Genomic DNA, 15994 nt, shown 5'->3' on the forward strand with positions numbered 1-15994 from the left:
CCGATGGTTGACGCGACGTTGAAGACCTCCACGGTGTACAACCCCGCCCGAGGCGCCTCGAACCGATACCAGTCGACATCACCAGCCGGGGTCAGAGCAGCATTGCGGTCGCCCTCGACTCCGACCGCCAGCACTGACGCAGTCTGCATCGTGTCGTTGTTCTCGACCTCCGCCGCTGCGGGTGCCGCGAAGATGACTGAGGCCGTGAGGACCGTCGCCAAGAGCGCGGGCAAGATCGGGACCCTGATGTGGATGAGTCGGCGCATGAGCTACCTCCGTTGCAGGCGTGTGGCGGAGGCACGGGTACCCACTGATCGGGCCCATCCTGACGCGACCACGCGCGACTGATTTGCGGGAATGTAGCAGGGCCATCAGAGCGCGAACAGTGTCGAATTACGCAGACGGTTCGAGAGGCGACACGCTCGATGTCGCGGCCGCCGAGACCCCGACCGTTGACCGCCTACGCGCGATGTTCGACCGCGCAAGACTGCCACCATGACCTTCTTCCTCGACGAGTCACCTGACGTCTCCCAGCGTCAGTGCTCCGACTGTGGCGCCGAGTACACGCTCGCGAAGAACTTCGTCCTCGACGAGTCGGGCCCGAAGGCGATCGTCTTCTCGGCGCTGCACCAGCACCACGGCGTCCTGGAGGCGTGGATCGACGCGATCCTCGGCACGTTCGACGGTGAAGCGACAGATCAGCGGACCACCTTCGGCGCGCGTGTCGGCCCGGTCGATGGCAGCCCCGAACCGGCCGCCACCGCCGTGCCGGCAGCCGCCCCCTACGAGGACAGCGACCTGTGGGGCCACAAGCTCACGCGGGAGGAGGCCCTGGCACACCCGCTCATCGACGACTTCTGGGCCGTCGTCGACTTCATCCTCGAGAACGACCCCCACGTCAACCACCACGTCTACGGCCACCTCGGCCACTGACCCGTACTGACAGGCCGCGGTCACCGCCCGCTCAACCGATTTTCGTAGACTCGGGACCAAGCCTCAGCAGGGCTCCGGACGAGCGCGCCGTACCCGGTCGGACAAGACGGTGCATCGGAGGTACGTCATGGCCTGGATCGCACTCGTCGTCTCAGGGTTGCTGGAGACCGTGTGGGCATCAGCCCTCGCCGAGTCCCGCACCCTCACCCGCCCCACGCCGACCGCGGTCTTCCTCGTCGCGATGATCGCGTCGATGGCCGGTCTCGGCTTCGCGTTGCGCACGCTTCCCGTCGGCACCGCGTATGCCGTGTGGGTGGGGATCGGCGCGGTCGGCACCGCGGTCTACGGCATCGTCGCGCTGGACGAGCCCGCGTCCGTGGTCCGCCTGCTGTGCCTCGGCCTCATCGTGGCCGGCGTGGTCGGCCTCAAGCTCGCCCACTGACGCCGGAGGCTGCACCGGGCGAACCGGCCAGGTTCACCAGGGCCTCGGGTTGCGCTTCGCTTCGGCCTCGCCCTCGCGCAGCGCGAGGCGGAAGGACGCCAGCCCCTCCGCGAGCGTGCGCCCGAGGCCCCACTCACCACCAGCTACGTGAGCTTGGCTGCCGCAACAGTCAGGAAGGGCCAGGCGGGCAGCAGCGGAGCCATGTAGGCGCCCGTCGCGTGGTAGACGTCGGGACGGCCCGGCCACACGACGAACCCCTCGTTCATGTCGGCGTCCAGCTCGTTGATCCACATGCCCGACGTGTCGACGAAGTGCGCTGCCGCGTGGTCCCAGAGCCGGCGGTACCACTGCTCCCACTCGGCCTCCCCGGTCAGTCCGCCGAGCAGCGCCGTCGCCTGGATGCCCTCGCAGATCGGCCAGTGCAGCCGAACGTCGGAGACGGGCTTGCTCTCCCAGTCGACCGTGTAGACCAGACCCTCACGACCGTCGACTCCCCACGCGGACAATGCCTTTCGCGCAAGAGCCTCCGCGGAGGACAGCACCCACTCGGGCGTCTCCACCCGCGGCGAGGCGTGCAGACCGCACAGCAGCCGAGCCCACTCGAGCAGGTGCCCGTACGTCGCGCCATACGGTCGGAACGGGTCGTTGGGGTTGTCGACGTTGTAGTCCGGCAGCTCCTGCCACTGGGCGTCGTAGTGCTCGGGCAGCAGCCAGTCGCGACCGCGGGCGTGCTTCTCGACGATGCGTTCGCAGATACGCAGGGCTCGCTGGTGCCAGACGTCGTCGTCGAGCGCGTCACCGATCGCGAGGAACGCCTCGACCGCGTGCATGTTGGCGTTGGCCCCGCGGTACTCCTCGGGGTCGTCCCACGTCGCCGACCACGACTCGCAGAGCGCCCCTTCGTCCTCGCGCCAGAACTTCTCCTCCACGATGCGGGTCGCCTCGCGCGCCAGCGCCTGCGGGTCGCCGACCGCGCGCGCCCCCTGGGCCTGCGCGGTGACGGCCGAGGCCGCGGCGAGGACCACGTGCACGTGCTCGTATGCCGTCTTGCGCCCCGCCCGCTCCAACGTCCCGAACCAGCCGCCCTCCGCCTCGTCACGGAAGGCGCCGTCCAGGGACGCCAGTCCGTGGGCCAGCAGTCGTTCGGAGCCGGGGATCCCGAGCACCGACGCCAGGCCGGCCACGTGGGTCATGCGGGCGGTGAGCAGCAGCGAGGGTTCGCGGCCGGGCATCGGCGAGCCGTCGCCACCGAGGTAGGCGAAGCCGCCGCCGGGCAGCACGCTCGGGCCGACGAACTCGATCATCCGGGCGAACCGCTCCTGCACCCACAGCCGGTGTGCAGGGCGCTCGGCCCAGCGAGTGGGGCCGGTGCCGCTTCCGACCTCAGCTTCGGAAGCGGCACCGGAGATGGTGGGGGTGGGTGCGGAGGAGGTGGTGTCGGTCATGACGCCTTTCCGGCAGTGGCGGGGTGGGACGGCTCGGTCCCCAGTCTGGCGCAGGCGGCGAGGAAGCCTCCGACGAAGGTGTCTCCGAGCCCGACGGTCGTCGGGTCCGGCACCTCGAGGGTGGGCACGGCCACGACCGCGACCTGCTCCCCCGCGATGTCGCCGATCCGCTCGGCGAAGGTCACCGCCTCCGGCTCCGGGGTCGCCCCTGCGACGCTGGTGATGTGGTCGTGGGTGACGAGCTCGCCGTGGGCGTAGCGCGCTGTGGCCAACGCGGTCCCGGTCGCGAGGGCCGCGCGGTAGCGGGCCGCCGACGCACCGAAGGCCAGCGCCCAGTGCCGGGAGTGGACGACGATCACCGGGACGCCGAGGCGCACCGCTAGCGTCGAGACCGCGGCCAGCACCGCATCGGCGTCGAGCAGGTCGAGCGCGCCTGATGCGGAGACCGCGTCGGCCAGCTCTTCGTCGCTCAGGCTGTAGACGTCGACGAGGGCGGCCATCCGGCTGCGGACGACCTCGGCGAACTCCGGCTGGTGGAACCCCGCGTCCTCGTACATGACGACGCCCGAGGTCCCCAGGGCGCGTCGGGCGAGGACGGCGGACTCGACGTCGTCCAGCCGCTCGCGCAGTCCGGCCAGGGTGCGCATCGCGTTGAACCCGGACACGAGGAAGACCGTCGCCCCGGCCACCGCAGACACCAGGTCGGCGCTCAGGACGAGCTCCTCGTTCGCGGGGTCGTTGACGTAGATCAGCCGGTTGGCCCGGGTCGCGACCAGGTCCAGCCGGTCGGTGACCACCCGCGCCCCAGCGGGGTACTGCACGACCAGGTGCGGGTAGGAGGGCAGGTCCACGTCAGGGACCAGCGCCTGCGTGCCCGGCGGGAGCAGGCTGCGCACCATCTCGCTCTCGAACGCCAGGTGGACCGTCGCCTGCTGGCCCAGGCGCAGCATCGCCGTGGCGGCCCGCACGCACGTCCCACCGATGGAGGCCACCCGGTCGAACCGCGCGCAGAACTCCTCGATGACCGCCGGTTCGTCGACCCGGCGCTCACCCCCCGCGCTCCGGGCGAAGTACCCCAGGATCGACACCACGAGATCGCGCTCCGAGCAGATCGGCCGCTGGCCGTCCAGCTCCTCGGGCACGACGCCATACGTCGATGCCAGTGAGCTGAGCACCGCTGCGTCCCAACGGATCTCGCAGTCCAGCGCGGCCCCGAACCCCAGCACGACACCGGCCGCCGGGATGAGCGGCTGGCTCGTGCTGGGGTCCACCGTGGTGGGGTGGGTCATCGTCGGGGTCCTCCGGGACGATTCGGTCGGGTGTCGGCCGGTCAGGGCCGGGTGCAGGTCGGTCTCCGCTCGGGTCGGCGACCTAGTAGAGCGAGGCTTTGCCGTCGGCGTTGAACAGCTCGATCTTGTGCGCTGCCGCAGCCTTCATGGCCTTGATGCAGTCGGGCTGGATGGAGTTCGGCTCACGCAGCTTCGGGTCGTTAGCCAGCATCTCGCGCATCTTCCCGTGGTAGGCCACCTTGATGTCGCTGGAGATGTTGATCTTGGCGATGCCGCGGGACACCGACTTGGCGATCTCCTCGTCGGGGTTGCCCGAACCGCCGTGCAGGACCAGCGGGATCGAGACCTTGGCCTCGATCTGCTCGAGCAGGTCGATCTTGATCTCCGGCTTCATCCAGTCGGGGTAGAGGCCGTGGCAGGTGCCGATGGCGACGGCGAGGCTGTCGACGCCGGTCTCCTGGACGAATCGCACCGCGTCCTCGGGGTCGGTGTAGACGATGAACTCGGTGCCGGCCTCGGCCTCGTCGTCGGCCTTGCCGATGGTGCCGAGCTCGGCCTCGACGCTGAGCCCCACCGCGTGGGCCGCCTCGACGACGCGCTTGGTGATGGCGACGTTCTCGTCGAAGGACACCAGGGACTTGTCGATCATCATCGAGGTGAAGCCGAGCTGGATCGCCTTGAGCGACTCCTCGTAGCTGGCGCCGTGGTCCCAGTGGATCGCGACCGGCACCGACGAGCGCAGCGCCAGGTCCGTCGCGGACCGGAGGAAGCTGTCACCGACGTGCTTCTGCTCGTCGGGGTGGATCGCGATGATGAGCGGGGAGTTGGTCTCCTCGCTGACCTCGAAGATCCCCTTCATCATCGCGTAGTCGCTGATGTTGAAGGCCGGCACGGCGAACTGGTTCTCGCGGGCGACCTGCAGGAGGTTGACTCCGTTGACGAGCATGGGTGTGTCTCTCTCTGTGTGGGGAGGGGTCTGGGCGTCGACGGTCGACGGTCAGCTCTTGACTGCACCGGCGGTCATGCCGCCGATGAAGAACTTCTGGAAGAACACGAACAGCACCAGCACCGGGATGCTCCCGAGCACACTCATGGCCATCATTTCGCTCCACTCGTAGGAGTGCTGGCCCATGAGGAGCTGGATGCCGATCGGCACCGTGCGCATGTTGTCGGTGCGGGTGAGGGTGAGCGCGAAGAGGTACTCGTTCCACGCGATCATGAACGTGTAGACGGCCACCGAGACGATGCCCGGCAACGAGATCGGGACGAGGATGCGCCACAGGGCACCGAACGACGTGGTGCCATCGACCCGCGCGGCCTCGTCCAGCTCACGGGGCAAGGTGTTGAAGTAGCCGGTCATCATGACGATGGCGTAGGGCAGCGTGAACACCATGTAGGTGAGCACCAGGCCCTGGTAGCTGTTGTAGAGACGCAGGGCCACGATCAGGCCGAAGTACGGGATGAGCAGCGTGATCGGCGGCACCGCCTGGATGCCGACGATGATCACGTTGACCAGTCCCTTGCCGCGGAACTGGTAGCGGCTGAAGGCGTAGGCGGCGAGGATCGCGCAGATCAGCGTCAGCACCGTCACCGCGATGGCGACGACGTAGCTGTTCACGAAGAACCGCACCTTGGTCGGGTCGGTGAGGACGGTCGTGTAGGCGTCGAAGGAGAAGTTGTCGGTGATCAGCCGCGGCGGGAACTCGAAGATCTCGGAGTTCGACTTGAACGAGCTCGAGAGCATCCACAGCACCGGGAGCCCGGCGAACAGGGCACCGAACACCAAGCCCGCCCACGTCCCGATCTTCAGGGCCGCCTTCTTGCGGGGGTTGGTCGTGGTCATCACGGTCATGGTCAGTCCCTCACTCGCTGGTGCCGCACGTAGAAGACGGCGAGGACCAGGGCGACGGCGAGCAGCATGACGGCGCTGGCCGAGGCCTGGGCGAACTGGTACTCGCTGAACGCGAGCTTGTACGTGTAGGTGCTGAGCATCTCCGTGCGGTCGAGCGGACCGCCGCCGGTCGTCATCCAGATGAGGGGGAACTGCTGCGACGTCCAGATCATGTCGAGCAGCGCCATGCTGAGGATGATCGGTCGCAGCGAGGGCAGCGTGACGTGGAAGAACCGACGCCACCACGAGGCCCCGTCCACCGCCGCCGCCTCGTAGAGGTCCGCGGAGATGCCCTGCAGACCGGCGAGCAGGCTCACCATGAAGAACGGGTAACCGGCCCAGATGTTGATGAAGGTGACGGCCGGCAGCGCGAGGTTCAGGTCGGCGAGCCAGGCGATCGGGGTGTCGATGACCCCGGCCTCGCCCAGGACGTAGTTGACGACGCCGTTGGGGTCGAGCAGCAGGCGCCACAGGATCGCGATGATCGCCACCGTGAGGAGCCACGGGAGGACGAAGATGGTCCGGAAGATCGTCTTGGTCCAACGACCGAGCAGCGGCGAGTTGAGCAGCATCGCGAAACCCAGTCCGAGGACCAGGTGGGCCAGGACGCTGCTGCCGGTGAAGACCGCGGTGTTCTTGATGGCCGTGTGGTAGACCGGGTCGCTGAGGATCGTCACATAGTTCTGGAGCCCGACGACGACCGAGGTCGGCGTCATGATCACGTTGTCCAGCAACGAGTACCGGATGACGACGGCGATGGGCAGGATCATCAGGACGAGCATCAGCACGATGACCGGGGACAGGTAGCCGTACGGCTCAAGCGTGCGGACCAGGCGCTGCCGGCGACGTGAGGACGTGCCGCCCTTGCGCTTCGCCGGCCCGGGGGCCTGCGGTGGTGCGGTGGAGATCGAGGTGTCGATCACGGGGTGCCTCCTGAGGGGCGGGTGGGCCGTCCTGCGACGGTGGCCGCTGGCCGGCCCACCCTCCTCACGTCAGAACTTCGCGGACCACGCCTTCTGGGCGTTGTTCAGGGTCGTGTCGACGGGCTGGTTCTCCGCCAGGGTCTTCTGGAGCTCCACGTCGAAGGACCGCATCAGGTCCTCCGCCGTCGGCAGGCCGGTGAACTCGTTCGCCGGCACTCCCTTGTTCCAGATGTCGAAGGCCGTCTTGAACATCTCGTCCGACTGGACGAAGTCCGGGACCGACTCCTTGTTACCGGGGAAGGCGTTGGCCACCGAGGACAGCTTGGAGTTGGTGTCCTTGCTCATCAGGAACTCGACGAGCTTGAGGGCTTCCTTCTTGTGCTTGCTGTTCTCCGAGACACCGATGCCCCAGGACGCGTACGGCATGCCGCGCTTGCCGGTGTAGCCGTCCTCGGCCGGGATCGCCGAGATGCTGAACTTGAGGTCCGGCGCGTTCTCCCGGATCAGGTTGATGTGGGCCAGGGAGTCGATCATCATGCCGACCCGGCCGTTGGTGAACTGCTCGACCTTGTCCTGCTCCTTCATCGTCAGCGCACCGGCAGCGATCGCCTTGGCGTCGTTCAGCTCCTTGATGAACTCGACGACGCTCTTGACCGACGAGTTGGTCAGGTCGGGCTGGCCGTCCTTGAGCATCGAGCCGCCGGAGGCCCAGACCCACGACATGACGTCGTTCTGGATGCCGTTCGGCGCGTCCTGCGCCAGCGGGAGGACCCAGCCGGAGTTGCCCTTGCCACTGGCCGTGACCTTCTTGGCCGCGTCCACGAACTCGGTGCGGGTCGACGGCGGGGCGTTGACGCCGGCCTTGGCCAGCAGGCTGTCGTTGGTGAACATCGGGTAGACGAAGTTCACGACGGGGATCATGTACGTGTTGCCGTCGACCTTGATCTGGCTGGCCAGCTCGCTGTCGTCGTAGCCGGACTCCTGCATCAGGGCGGTGAGGTTGGTGATCGCCTTCTGCTTGGAGAAGTCGTTGACCCAGGCGCCGTCGAGGCCGACGACGTCGGCGAGGGTCTTGGACGCCGCACCGGCGACCGTCTGCTGCTGGGTCGAGGCGTAGGGCGCGCTGATGAGCTTGACCTTGACGCCGGGGTTGGCCTTCTCGAACTCGTCCATCATCCCGCGCAGCGACCCCTTGGGGAGCTCGGGCTCCCACCACTGGGAGAACTCCAGGACGATCGAGCCGTCCGCTGCGGTGCTGTTGTCATCGGCGTTGGCGCCGATCGGCGCTCCCTCTCCACCCGCGCATGCTGCGAGGAGGCTGAGCGCCGAGACGACTCCGACCGCCATCACCACCCGTGAAGCACGACTCTGTGCTCGCATTGCTGCTCCGTTCCTTCGGCGCCATCGCCTGCGTGTAGTTGCTGTTTCCTGCCTGTTCCTGCGACATTAATCCGCAGGTTGCAGCATGGTCAAGAGGTTCGACGCATCAAGATCGGTCGGTGAGACACCCGGTCAAACCCACCGGACGACATCCGGAAAGCCTTGTGCACCAGTCCTCTGAGCACGAAAACCCCCACACGCGGCATACCGGTCGCGCGTGGACCCACCTCCCACGAACGGGGCACTTTGATGCGTCAAGCAGCACCAACACGTAGGACAAGGCGCACAAACGCCCGTATGCTCCCCGCCATGGAGGACGACTCGACCCACCTGCCGGCCAGCCGCAAGGCGGCGATCGTCGCGCTGGTCGCCGACGCGGGGCAGGTCACGGTGCAGGCGCTGGCCGAGCGGCTCCAGGTCTCTGCCGACACGATCCGGCGCGACCTGGACCACCTGGACGGTGAGGGTCTGGTCATGCGGACGCGCGGCGGTGCCGTCGACCCGACCCGGATGCCGCGGATGGACCCGGGGCTCAACACCCGCATCCAGGTCCACCCCGACGCCAAGGAGCAGATCGGGGCCACCGCGGCGAGCCTGGTCACCGACGGCGACGTCCTCATCATCAACGCCGGGACCACCGCCCTGGCGGTCGCCCGCCACCTGCGTGAGCACCGGGGCCTGACCATCGCCACGAACAACCTGCGGCTGGCGACCGAGATCTCCCCCAAGTGCTTCCGCGACCTCTACCTCTTCGGCGGGGACGTGCGGCACGCCGCCCAGGCGACCATCGGCCCCGTCGCCTTCCCGGTGTCGCTCGGCGGGCGCGACATGGACATCCGCTGCGACCTCGCGCTGGTCACCGTCGGCGGGGTCTCGACCGACGGCGGCTACTCGACGAGCAACCTCGCCGAGGCGGCGATGATGCGCGAGATGCTCGGTGTCGCAGGCAAGGTCGCGATCCTGGCCGACTCCTCGAAGCTCGGGCGACGGCTGTTCGCCCAGATCACCCCGCTCGACGCCGTGGACTACTTCATCACCGACAAGGAGCCTCCTGCCGACCTCGCGGCGGCCCTGCGCAAGGGGCACGTCGAGGTGCTCTGGGCGCCGGTCGCCTCCGCCGCCTCCTGACCCGCTCCCGGCCCGGCCGAGCACCCCCGGCCACTCGCCGTCGTTCACTTCGTCCGAGCGGTTCTGTTACCTCGTCCGACCGGGTGAGGACGTCGGGAACCCGCCACGCACCGCACGGAGACTCGGCACGATACGAGCATGGAACTGGACCGTGAGGGGCGCACCGACCTCCACTACGCAGCGGCCGACGGCGACCTCGCCGTGGTCCGTCGGCTCGTGGAGCTGGGGTTCGACGTGTCGCTCGCCGACCTCGAGGGCTACACGCCGCTGCACTTCGCGGCGCAGTACCAGCGAGCCGACCTGGTGTCGTTCCTCGTCACCGCCGGCGCCCCGCTCGAGGCGCGCGACCAGTGGGGCAACACCCCCCTCTGGCGGGCGATGTCCTCCTCCCGCGGACGCGGCGAGACGATCCTGGCCCTCCTCGCCGCCGGAGCCGACCCCGACGCGGAGAACAACCACGGCACCTCCCCGCGCACCGGCGCGCTGCGCATCTCCAAGTACGACGTGGCGCAGTTCTTCATCGACTTCAGCGCCAGCCGCGCCAGCTGACCCACGCGAAACCCGCCCGGCGCCGGCCCCACGGCGGTACCGTCACGGCACTCGACGAGTCGGCCCGGACGCAGGGGGTTCCATGAGCACCGACATCCAGCTGGCCCGACGGCCCTGCGCCGAGCTCATCGCCGGCGGCTTCATCGCCCTGCCGCTGGGGCTGGCCGTCTACCTCCTGACCCATGACGGCCCCACCCGGGCCTACCCGGTGATGGGAGTCCTCATCGCCGTCGTCGGGTGGGTGCTGCTCGGCACCGGCGTGACCCGTGCGGGCGCGAAGGTCGACGACCTCTACCGCACCCACGTCACGCGGTCGAGGGCGTCGAACCGGTGACGATCGACCGCTCTGGTCCGTGGTGGAAGGGCACCGAGGCCCCGGACCTGGACGCTTTCCTCGTCGACTTCACCGCCGACGGGTATGCAGCCGAGCGCGTCGTCCACGCGGCCCTCTGAGGCGCCGGCGTCAGGCGTCGGTGTCAGGCGCCGAGTCGCGCCGCCCGGGCCGCCTCGACCTTGGCGGCCCGCTGGCGCTTGAGACGCATGTGCGGGTCGTCGGCCTCGGTGAGTTGGGCGGGGCCGAACAGGTGCCACCCGACGTACTTCACGCCATACCCGATGCGGTAACCCACCGAGAGTCCCTCGTTCCTGCTCTTGCCCATGATGGCTCCCTAATAGTTAGTGCACGAATGATTTGATGCCTAACTGTAAGCCCGCACCTGCGTAGGATGAAATCGTGTCCCGCTCACCTCGCCCCGCTGCCGCCAGGACCACCCGCGAACCCGACCTGCTCGCCCTCGACCGACAGGTCTGCTTCGCCCTCGCCGTGGCCTCGCGCAACGTCATCGGTCTCTACAAGCCGTTGCTCGAGCCCTTGGGCCTGACCCACCCGCAGTACCTCGTGATGCTCGCCCTCTGGGAGGAGTCGCCGCTCAAGGTCTCCGAGCTGGCGGATCGGCTCAGCCTCGAGCCGGCGACGCTGTCGCCGCTGCTCAAGCGGCTCGAGGTCGCCGGCATGCTTACCCGCGGCCGTGACCCGCACGACGAGCGCGCGCTCGCCATCACCCTCACCACGAAGGGCCGCCGCGCCCGCCGACAGGCCGAACGCATCCCACCCGCGATCATGGCTCGCCTCGGCATGGGACTCCCCGAGCTCGAGGCGCTCCGCGACGGCCTCACCCGTCTCATCGACGCCGCCGCCAGCGAGGCCCCGCTGGGCTGACCGATGAGTTCTCGCACCCCGGGCGGTCTCCACTGCAGCACGTCCCGCACCCGCCGAACCAGGAGGCGACCATGGCCACCACGCACCACCTTGCGACCCCCGACGTCACCCTCGTCTACGACGTCCACGGCGCGCTTCCGACGGCCGACGGGCGGCCGCCCCTCTTCATGGTCGGCGCCCCCATGGGAGCAGAGGGATTCACCACCCTCGTCGGCCTCTTCGCCGACCGCACCGTGATCACCTACGACGTCCGGGGCATCGGCCGCAGCGAACGCTCGGACGGTTCGCTCGTGCAGACCCCCGAGCAGAACGCCGCCGACCACCACGCCGTCATCAGCGCCCTGGGTGCGGGGCCGGTGGAGATGTTCGCCAGCAGTGGCGGTGCGGTCAGCGCCCTCGCTCTCATCGCTGCGCACCCCGAGGACGTCACGACCGTGGTCGCCCACGAACCGCCCCTGCTCGCCGTCCTTCCCGACGCCGACGCCGCCTTCGCTGCCGAGCGCGCCGTGCACGCGGCCTACCAGGAGCGCGGCCAGGGGGCGGGGATGGCGGCCTTCATCGGCCTCACCTCGTGGTCGGGCGAGTTCACCCCGGAGTATGCGGCGCAACCGGCCCCGGACCCCGCCCAGTTCGGGATGTCGGCGGAGGACGACGGCTCCCGCGACGACCCGCTGCTCTCCGGGGTGTCCGACGCGATCACGGCCTACCGACCCGACCTCGACGCCCTGCGGTCGGCCACGACGCGGGTGGTGCTGGCCGCCGGCATCGAGTCGGCGGGGACGATCACGGACCGCTCGACCCAGGCTCTGGCCGAGCTCCTCGGCCAGGAGGTCGTGGTCTTCCCGAGCCACCACGGCGGGTTCATGGGAGGCGAGCACGGCTACGGCGGACAGCCGGAGGCCTTCGCCGCCAAGCTCCGTGAGGTCCTCGGCTCGTGACCGACCTCAGACGTTGAGGAAGAGCGTCGCGTTGAAGAGGCTGATGAGGAACCCCGCGACGAGGATGGCGTCCAGCACCCCGTAGGACATGAGATGGAAGTTGGCGAGCTTCCACCGGAGGGGCGCGTCGGCATACCCCCGCGGTTTCCAGCTCCGCATCCGTGAGGCGTACCAGCAGACGAGCACCACGCCGTAACAGATCGCACTGAACTGCCACGCACTCCTCATGGGGACAGTGTGCGTCGGCCGGGTCGATGCCGCGCACCGGGGTCGGCCGTCCGGTCAGACCTCCGCGGCATCGCCCCCTCCGTGCCCTGGGCGCCGCTACCGTCCTGCCACGTCACAGGCGCCCCTCTGCCCCCACGGAACCGCGCCGCGCCCTTCGAAGGACGTCCCATGAGCGCCACCTCGCCGACCCGCCCACGACACGCCCCCGCATCGGTGCGCAAGGCGCGTCGCTGGCTGGCTGTCGGCGCCGCGGCAGCAGTCGCCGTGACCGGCCTGGCGGCCTCGCCGGCGCAGGCCGTCCCCATCTCGCCCGACCCGTCCACGCCGACGGTCGTGTTCCGCCCGGCGGAGCACCGAATCCGGACCATGCTCGACGACCGGGTCACGACCGCGCGGTTCGGCACGTCGTTCACCGGGGCCGTGGTCGACGCCGCGACCGGGCGGGTGGTGTGGACCAGGAACGGGACGACGGGGCTCATGCCCGCCTCGACGACCAAGCTCGTCACCGCCACCGCCGCCCTGCGCGTGTTCGACGCCTCGCACCGGTTCGTCACCACCGTCAAGCGGGGTCCGTGGTCCGACCAGGTCATCCTCGTCGGATCGGGCGACCCCTCCTTCAGCTCGGCCCAGGTCGCGGCCCTCGCCGCGACCACCGCGTCAGCCATGAAGGCCTCCGGCCGGACCACGGTCCGGGTGTATGCCGACGACTACCTCTTCCCCGCACCCTCCCTCGCGACGGGGTGGAAGTCCTCGTACGTGCCTGCCGACACCACCTGGCTGCGGGCCCTGGTCGTCGACGGCCGGCAGAACGCCGACACGAGCATCGACGCGGCGAGGCTGTTCGCCGCCGAGCTCACCGCGAACGGGCTCACCGTCGCCAAGGTCGGACGCGGTCGTGCCGCGGTGGACGCCCCGGTCCTGGCGACCTCGGCCGGTGCCACCGTCGGCCAGATCGTCACCCCGATGCTGCTCGACTCCGACAACGAGCACGCCGAGGCACTGCACCGCCTCGTCTCCATCAGGACCGGTCACGGCAACACGTGGGAGCAGGCACAAGCCGCGCAGACCGCGGTCCTGACCACGGAGCGGCTGTCGGCGACGGCGCTCCACGACGGCTCAGGGCTGTCCCGGAGCGGGCGGCTCTCGGGCCTGCAGCTCGCCCGGATCATGGCCAACGCGTTCGAGCCCGGCAACACCACCCGGCTGTCGCTGCTGCGGTCCGAGAAGGGCCTGCCGGTCTCCGGCAGGACGGGAACGCTCAAGGCCTCGATCGGAAGGTTCACCACCACCGAGTCCACCTGCGCCGTCGGCCGGGTGCACGCCAAGACCGGGACGCTCTCCGACGCGGTCGCCCTCGCCGGCTGGACGGTCGGGGGCGACGGCCAGGTGAAGACCTTCGCCTTCGTCGTCAACGGCAAGGACGCCAGCCTGTCCCTGAAGCAGGGCCTGGACATGCTCGCCGCCACCGTGACGGGGTGCTACTGACCCGCGCAGGTCAGTTCCACATGCCACCGATCTCGTTGGCGCCGTAACCCGGGGTGAACTTCACCGTGCCGGGGAGCAGGTCGCCGTGCTCGTCGGCAGCGCGCTCCTCCTTGGTGCGGTGGTCCCTCGAACGGATCACGACGGCTGCGACGATGCCGGCGACGGCGGCCAGGGCGCCGATGGAGAAGACCCCGATGAGCACCACTGCGAAGAGGTTCACGACGACACCGTCCCGTTCCTTGGGCCATCTCCCCGCCATTGGGGAGCAGCTCTGCCGCTCGCGATGATCCGGCATCCGACACCATCACACAACCACTTTGCCGCATGACGCGGCGGGCAGCAGACTGCACCCCATGACCGAAGCCCAGTGGTTCCGTGAAGCCGTCGTCTACCAGATCTACCCGCGCAGCTTCCAGGACAGCAACGGTGACGGCATCGGCGACCTCCGCGGAATCATCGACCGGCTCGACTACCTCAAGACGCTCGGTGTCGACGTGCTCTGGTTGTCGCCGATCTACACCAGCCCCCAGGACGACAACGGCTACGACATCGCCGACTACCAGGACATCGACCCCACTTTCGGGACCCTCGCGGACGTCGACGAGCTGATCGCGCAGGCGCACGCCCGCGGCATACGCCTCGTCATGGACCTCGTCGTGAACCACACCTCCGACGAGCACCCGTGGTTCGTGGAGTCGCGCTCGAGCACCGACAACCCCAAGCGTGACTGGTACTGGTGGCGCGCGCCGCGCGAGACCGCCGACGGCGGCACGGGGGCGCCCACCAACTGGGAATCCTTCTTCAGCGGACCCGCCTGGGAGCTCGACGAGGCGACGGGCGAGTACTACCTGCACCTGTTCAGCCGCAAGCAGCCCGACCTCAACTGGGAGAACCCGGAGGTCCGCGAAGCCGTCTACGCGATGATGCGCTGGTGGCTCGACCGTGGTGTCGACGGGTTCCGGATGGACGTCATCAACATGATCTCCAAGGTCACGTCGCTGCCCGACGGCGAGCCGATCCCCGGCGACTCCGGCCTCGGCGACGGCACCCAACACTTCCTCAACGGGCCCCGGATCCACGAGTTCCTCCAGGAGATGCACGCGGCGGTGTTCGAGGGCCGCGCCGAGAAGCTGCTCACCGTCGGCGAGACGCCCGGGGTCACCGTCGACGACGCGGTCCTCTACACCGACCCGGCCCGGCGCGAGGTCGACATGGTGTTCCAGTTCGAGCACGTCGGGCTCGACCACGGCGACCACAAGTGGGACCCGCGCACCCTCGACCTGCGTGACCTCAAGAAGTCCCTCGGGCGGTGGCAGGACGGGCTCGCCGAGACCGGCTGGAACTCCCTGTACTGGAACAACCACGACCAGCCGCGCGCGGTGTCGCGCTTCGGCTCCGACGCCCCCGAGCACCGGATCGCGTCCGCGAAGCTGCTCGGCACGGTCCTGCACCTGCACCGAGGCACGCCGTACGTCTACCAGGGCGAGGAGCTCGGCATGACGAACGTGCCGTTCCCGACCGCCGACGACTTCCTCGACATCGAGTCGGTGAACTACTACCGGGCCGCCGTCGCGTCGGGCTCGGACGCCGCATCGGTGCTCGACGCCCTGCGCACCGGCAGCCGCGACAACGCCCGCTCCCCCATGCAGTGGGACAGCACCGAGCACAGCGGATTCACCTCTGGCACACCGTGGTTCGGCGTCAACCCCAACTACACCGAGATCAACGCCGAGGCCGAGCTGGCTGACGACGACTCGGTGTTCCACCACTACCGACGCGTCATCGAGCTGCGGCACACCGAGCCGGCCGTCGGCCACGGCGACTTCCGCATGCTTGCCGCCGACCACCCCGAGCTGTACGCCTTCACCCGCGCCCACGACGGCGTCGAGCTGCTCGTCGTCGCGAACTTCTCCGACTCCGAGCTGGCGCTGGACGGGCCCGACGCGCTCGACGACCTCGACGGGTGGGCCGATGCGACCCTGCTGCTCGGCAACGTCGGCGACCCCACCTCGGTCACCGGGCCCCTGCGCGCGTGGGAGGCCCGCGTCCTGCGCCGCTGACCCCTTGGCCCCGGTTGCGCGTTCACGCAACCGGGGCGTCCGGCATTTCGAGGACACGCAGGCGCCGCACCTGTCACCATCGCA

20 protein-coding genes and 1 riboswitch are annotated in these 15994 nt (G+C 69.2%); of the genes, 10 read left to right on the forward strand and 10 right to left on the reverse strand.

The window, feature by feature from the left end; genetic code table 11:
- Window positions 1–266: hypothetical protein (locus ABD286_RS11990; RefSeq protein ID WP_344193692.1), on the reverse strand; the 266-nt coding region annotated here is incomplete at its 3' end.
- 229 nt (window positions 267–495) lie between these two features.
- Here ABD286_RS11990 and ABD286_RS11995 point away from each other — a divergent pair.
- Both ABD286_RS11995 and ABD286_RS12000 read left to right on the forward strand, forming a co-directional pair.
- Window positions 496–933 carry a hypothetical protein gene (locus ABD286_RS11995; RefSeq protein WP_344193695.1) on the forward strand — a complete coding sequence of 146 codons (438 nt, stop codon included), beginning with the start codon at window positions 496–498 and terminating at the stop codon, window positions 931–933.
- Window positions 934–988: 55 nt separating this feature from the next.
- Window positions 989–1049, forward strand: a riboswitch (guanidine-III (ykkC-III) riboswitch).
- Window positions 1050–1060: 11 nt separating this feature from the next.
- Entirely contained in the window at window positions 1061–1375 is a 315-nt protein-coding gene (locus ABD286_RS12000; protein WP_344193697.1) for a DMT family transporter, read from the forward strand.
- Between the two features lie 143 nt (window positions 1376–1518).
- Here ABD286_RS12000 and ABD286_RS12005 read toward each other — a convergent pair whose 3' ends face one another.
- The 6 genes from ABD286_RS12005 to ABD286_RS12030 form a co-directional block, all read right to left on the reverse strand.
- The gene (locus tag ABD286_RS12005) at window positions 1519–2820 is read right to left on the reverse strand and encodes an AGE family epimerase/isomerase (protein WP_344193699.1); all 1302 of its coding nucleotides are present in this window, start codon (window positions 2818–2820) and stop codon (window positions 1519–1521) included.
- Window positions 2817–4109, reverse strand: coding sequence for an ADP-dependent glucokinase/phosphofructokinase (locus ABD286_RS12010; protein ID WP_344193701.1), 1293 nt, complete (start codon window positions 4107–4109; stop codon window positions 2817–2819). The genes ABD286_RS12005 and ABD286_RS12010 overlap by 4 nt, the downstream gene beginning before the upstream one ends.
- Before the next feature lie 82 nt (window positions 4110–4191).
- Complete coding sequence (locus tag ABD286_RS12015) at window positions 4192–5055, reverse strand: ketose-bisphosphate aldolase (protein WP_344193703.1); 864 nt, start codon at window positions 5053–5055, stop codon at window positions 4192–4194.
- 51 nt (window positions 5056–5106) lie between these two features.
- Window positions 5107–5961: a carbohydrate ABC transporter permease gene (locus ABD286_RS12020; RefSeq protein WP_344193705.1), complete on the reverse strand. Its 855-nt coding sequence runs from the start codon at window positions 5959–5961 to the stop codon at window positions 5107–5109.
- A gap of 2 nt (window positions 5962–5963) precedes the next feature.
- Entirely contained in the window at window positions 5964–6923 is a 960-nt protein-coding gene (locus ABD286_RS12025; protein WP_344193707.1) for a carbohydrate ABC transporter permease, read from the reverse strand.
- 69 nt (window positions 6924–6992) lie between these two features.
- The gene (locus ABD286_RS12030) at window positions 6993–8270 is read right to left on the reverse strand and encodes an ABC transporter substrate-binding protein (protein ID WP_344193709.1); all 1278 of its coding nucleotides are present in this window, start codon (window positions 8268–8270) and stop codon (window positions 6993–6995) included.
- Window positions 8271–8612: 342 nt separating this feature from the next.
- Between ABD286_RS12030 and ABD286_RS12035 the strand changes: the two genes are divergently transcribed.
- From ABD286_RS12035 to ABD286_RS12050, 4 genes are all read left to right on the forward strand, one after another.
- Window positions 8613–9431 carry a DeoR/GlpR family DNA-binding transcription regulator gene (locus tag ABD286_RS12035; protein WP_344193711.1) on the forward strand — a complete coding sequence of 273 codons (819 nt, stop codon included), beginning with the start codon at window positions 8613–8615 and terminating at the stop codon, window positions 9429–9431.
- A 138-nt stretch (window positions 9432–9569) separates the two neighbouring features.
- Window positions 9570–9980, forward strand: a complete 411-nt coding sequence (locus ABD286_RS12040; protein ID WP_344193713.1) for an ankyrin repeat domain-containing protein — start codon at window positions 9570–9572, stop codon at window positions 9978–9980.
- 82 nt (window positions 9981–10062) lie between these two features.
- A complete protein-coding gene (locus ABD286_RS12045; protein ID WP_344193715.1) occupies window positions 10063–10314 on the forward strand; it encodes a hypothetical protein in 252 nt (83 codons plus the stop codon).
- A complete protein-coding gene (locus ABD286_RS12050) occupies window positions 10311–10433 on the forward strand; it encodes a hypothetical protein (RefSeq protein WP_344193717.1) in 123 nt (40 codons plus the stop codon). Before ABD286_RS12045 ends, ABD286_RS12050 begins: the two co-directional genes overlap by 4 nt.
- A 23-nt stretch (window positions 10434–10456) precedes the next feature.
- On the opposite strand, the gene ABD286_RS12055 is transcribed toward ABD286_RS12050, so the two are convergent.
- Window positions 10457–10639 carry a hypothetical protein gene (locus tag ABD286_RS12055; protein WP_344193719.1) on the reverse strand — a complete coding sequence of 61 codons (183 nt, stop codon included), beginning with the start codon at window positions 10637–10639 and terminating at the stop codon, window positions 10457–10459.
- A 74-nt stretch (window positions 10640–10713) separates the two neighbouring features.
- Here ABD286_RS12055 and ABD286_RS12060 point away from each other — a divergent pair, with 74 nt between their 5' ends.
- Both ABD286_RS12060 and ABD286_RS12065 read left to right on the forward strand, forming a co-directional pair.
- Window positions 10714–11199, forward strand: a complete 486-nt coding sequence (locus ABD286_RS12060; protein WP_344193721.1) for a MarR family winged helix-turn-helix transcriptional regulator — start codon at window positions 10714–10716, stop codon at window positions 11197–11199.
- A 71-nt stretch (window positions 11200–11270) separates the two neighbouring features.
- Window positions 11271–12137 (forward strand): alpha/beta fold hydrolase, encoded by an 867-nt coding sequence (locus ABD286_RS12065; RefSeq protein WP_344193723.1) that lies wholly within the window; start codon window positions 11271–11273, stop codon window positions 12135–12137.
- Between the two features lie 6 nt (window positions 12138–12143).
- Here the strand turns inward: ABD286_RS12065 and ABD286_RS12070 are convergent, their stop codons facing one another.
- Window positions 12144–12365, reverse strand: coding sequence for a hypothetical protein (locus tag ABD286_RS12070; protein ID WP_344193725.1), 222 nt, complete (start codon window positions 12363–12365; stop codon window positions 12144–12146).
- A 168-nt stretch (window positions 12366–12533) separates the two neighbouring features.
- On the opposite strand from ABD286_RS12070, the gene ABD286_RS12075 reads away from it, so the two are divergent.
- Window positions 12534–13850, forward strand: coding sequence for a D-alanyl-D-alanine carboxypeptidase/D-alanyl-D-alanine-endopeptidase (locus ABD286_RS12075; protein ID WP_344193727.1), 1317 nt, complete (start codon window positions 12534–12536; stop codon window positions 13848–13850).
- Between the two features lie 10 nt (window positions 13851–13860).
- Here ABD286_RS12075 and ABD286_RS12080 read toward each other — a convergent pair whose 3' ends face one another.
- Window positions 13861–14070, reverse strand: a complete 210-nt coding sequence (locus ABD286_RS12080) for a hypothetical protein (protein ID WP_344193729.1) — start codon at window positions 14068–14070, stop codon at window positions 13861–13863.
- A gap of 133 nt (window positions 14071–14203) precedes the next feature.
- On the opposite strand from ABD286_RS12080, the gene ABD286_RS12085 reads away from it, so the two are divergent.
- Window positions 14204–15910 (forward strand): glycoside hydrolase family 13 protein, encoded by a 1707-nt coding sequence (locus ABD286_RS12085; protein ID WP_344193731.1) that lies wholly within the window; start codon window positions 14204–14206, stop codon window positions 15908–15910.
- The last annotated feature ends 84 nt before the right edge of the window (window positions 15911–15994 follow it).

Origin of the sequence: Pedococcus aerophilus (assembly GCF_039532215.1) — a bacterium.
GTDB classification, from domain to species: Bacteria; Actinomycetota; Actinomycetes; order Actinomycetales; family Dermatophilaceae; genus Pedococcus; species Pedococcus aerophilus.

Bases quoted from the DNA above. Each gene is read 5' to 3' on its own strand.
- ABD286_RS12065 (WP_344193723.1), top strand. From the start codon at position 11,271: ATGGCCACCACGCACCACCTTGCGACCCCCGACGTCACCCTCGTCTAC.
- ABD286_RS12015 (WP_344193703.1), bottom strand. From the start codon at position 5,055: ATGCTCGTCAACGGAGTCAACCTCCTGCAGGTCGCCCGCGAGAACCAG.
- ABD286_RS12070 (WP_344193725.1), bottom strand. From the start codon at position 12,365: ATGAGGAGTGCGTGGCAGTTCAGTGCGATCTGTTACGGCGTGGTGCTC.
- ABD286_RS12035 (WP_344193711.1), top strand. From the start codon at position 8,613: ATGGAGGACGACTCGACCCACCTGCCGGCCAGCCGCAAGGCGGCGATC.
- ABD286_RS12085 (WP_344193731.1), top strand. From the start codon at position 14,204: ATGACCGAAGCCCAGTGGTTCCGTGAAGCCGTCGTCTACCAGATCTAC.
- ABD286_RS11995 (WP_344193695.1), top strand. From the start codon at position 496: ATGACCTTCTTCCTCGACGAGTCACCTGACGTCTCCCAGCGTCAGTGC.
- ABD286_RS12055 (WP_344193719.1), bottom strand. From the start codon at position 10,639: ATGGGCAAGAGCAGGAACGAGGGACTCTCGGTGGGTTACCGCATCGGG.
- ABD286_RS12030 (WP_344193709.1), bottom strand. From the start codon at position 8,270: ATGGCGGTCGGAGTCGTCTCGGCGCTCAGCCTCCTCGCAGCATGCGCG.
- ABD286_RS12045 (WP_344193715.1), top strand. From the start codon at position 10,063: ATGAGCACCGACATCCAGCTGGCCCGACGGCCCTGCGCCGAGCTCATC.
- ABD286_RS12000 (WP_344193697.1), top strand. From the start codon at position 1,061: ATGGCCTGGATCGCACTCGTCGTCTCAGGGTTGCTGGAGACCGTGTGG.
- ABD286_RS12040 (WP_344193713.1), top strand. From the start codon at position 9,570: ATGGAACTGGACCGTGAGGGGCGCACCGACCTCCACTACGCAGCGGCC.
- ABD286_RS12005 (WP_344193699.1), bottom strand. From the start codon at position 2,820: ATGACCGACACCACCTCCTCCGCACCCACCCCCACCATCTCCGGTGCC.
- ABD286_RS12020 (WP_344193705.1), bottom strand. From the start codon at position 5,961: ATGACCGTGATGACCACGACCAACCCCCGCAAGAAGGCGGCCCTGAAG.
- ABD286_RS12075 (WP_344193727.1), top strand. From the start codon at position 12,534: ATGAGCGCCACCTCGCCGACCCGCCCACGACACGCCCCCGCATCGGTG.
- ABD286_RS12010 (WP_344193701.1), bottom strand. From the start codon at position 4,109: ATGACCCACCCCACCACGGTGGACCCCAGCACGAGCCAGCCGCTCATC.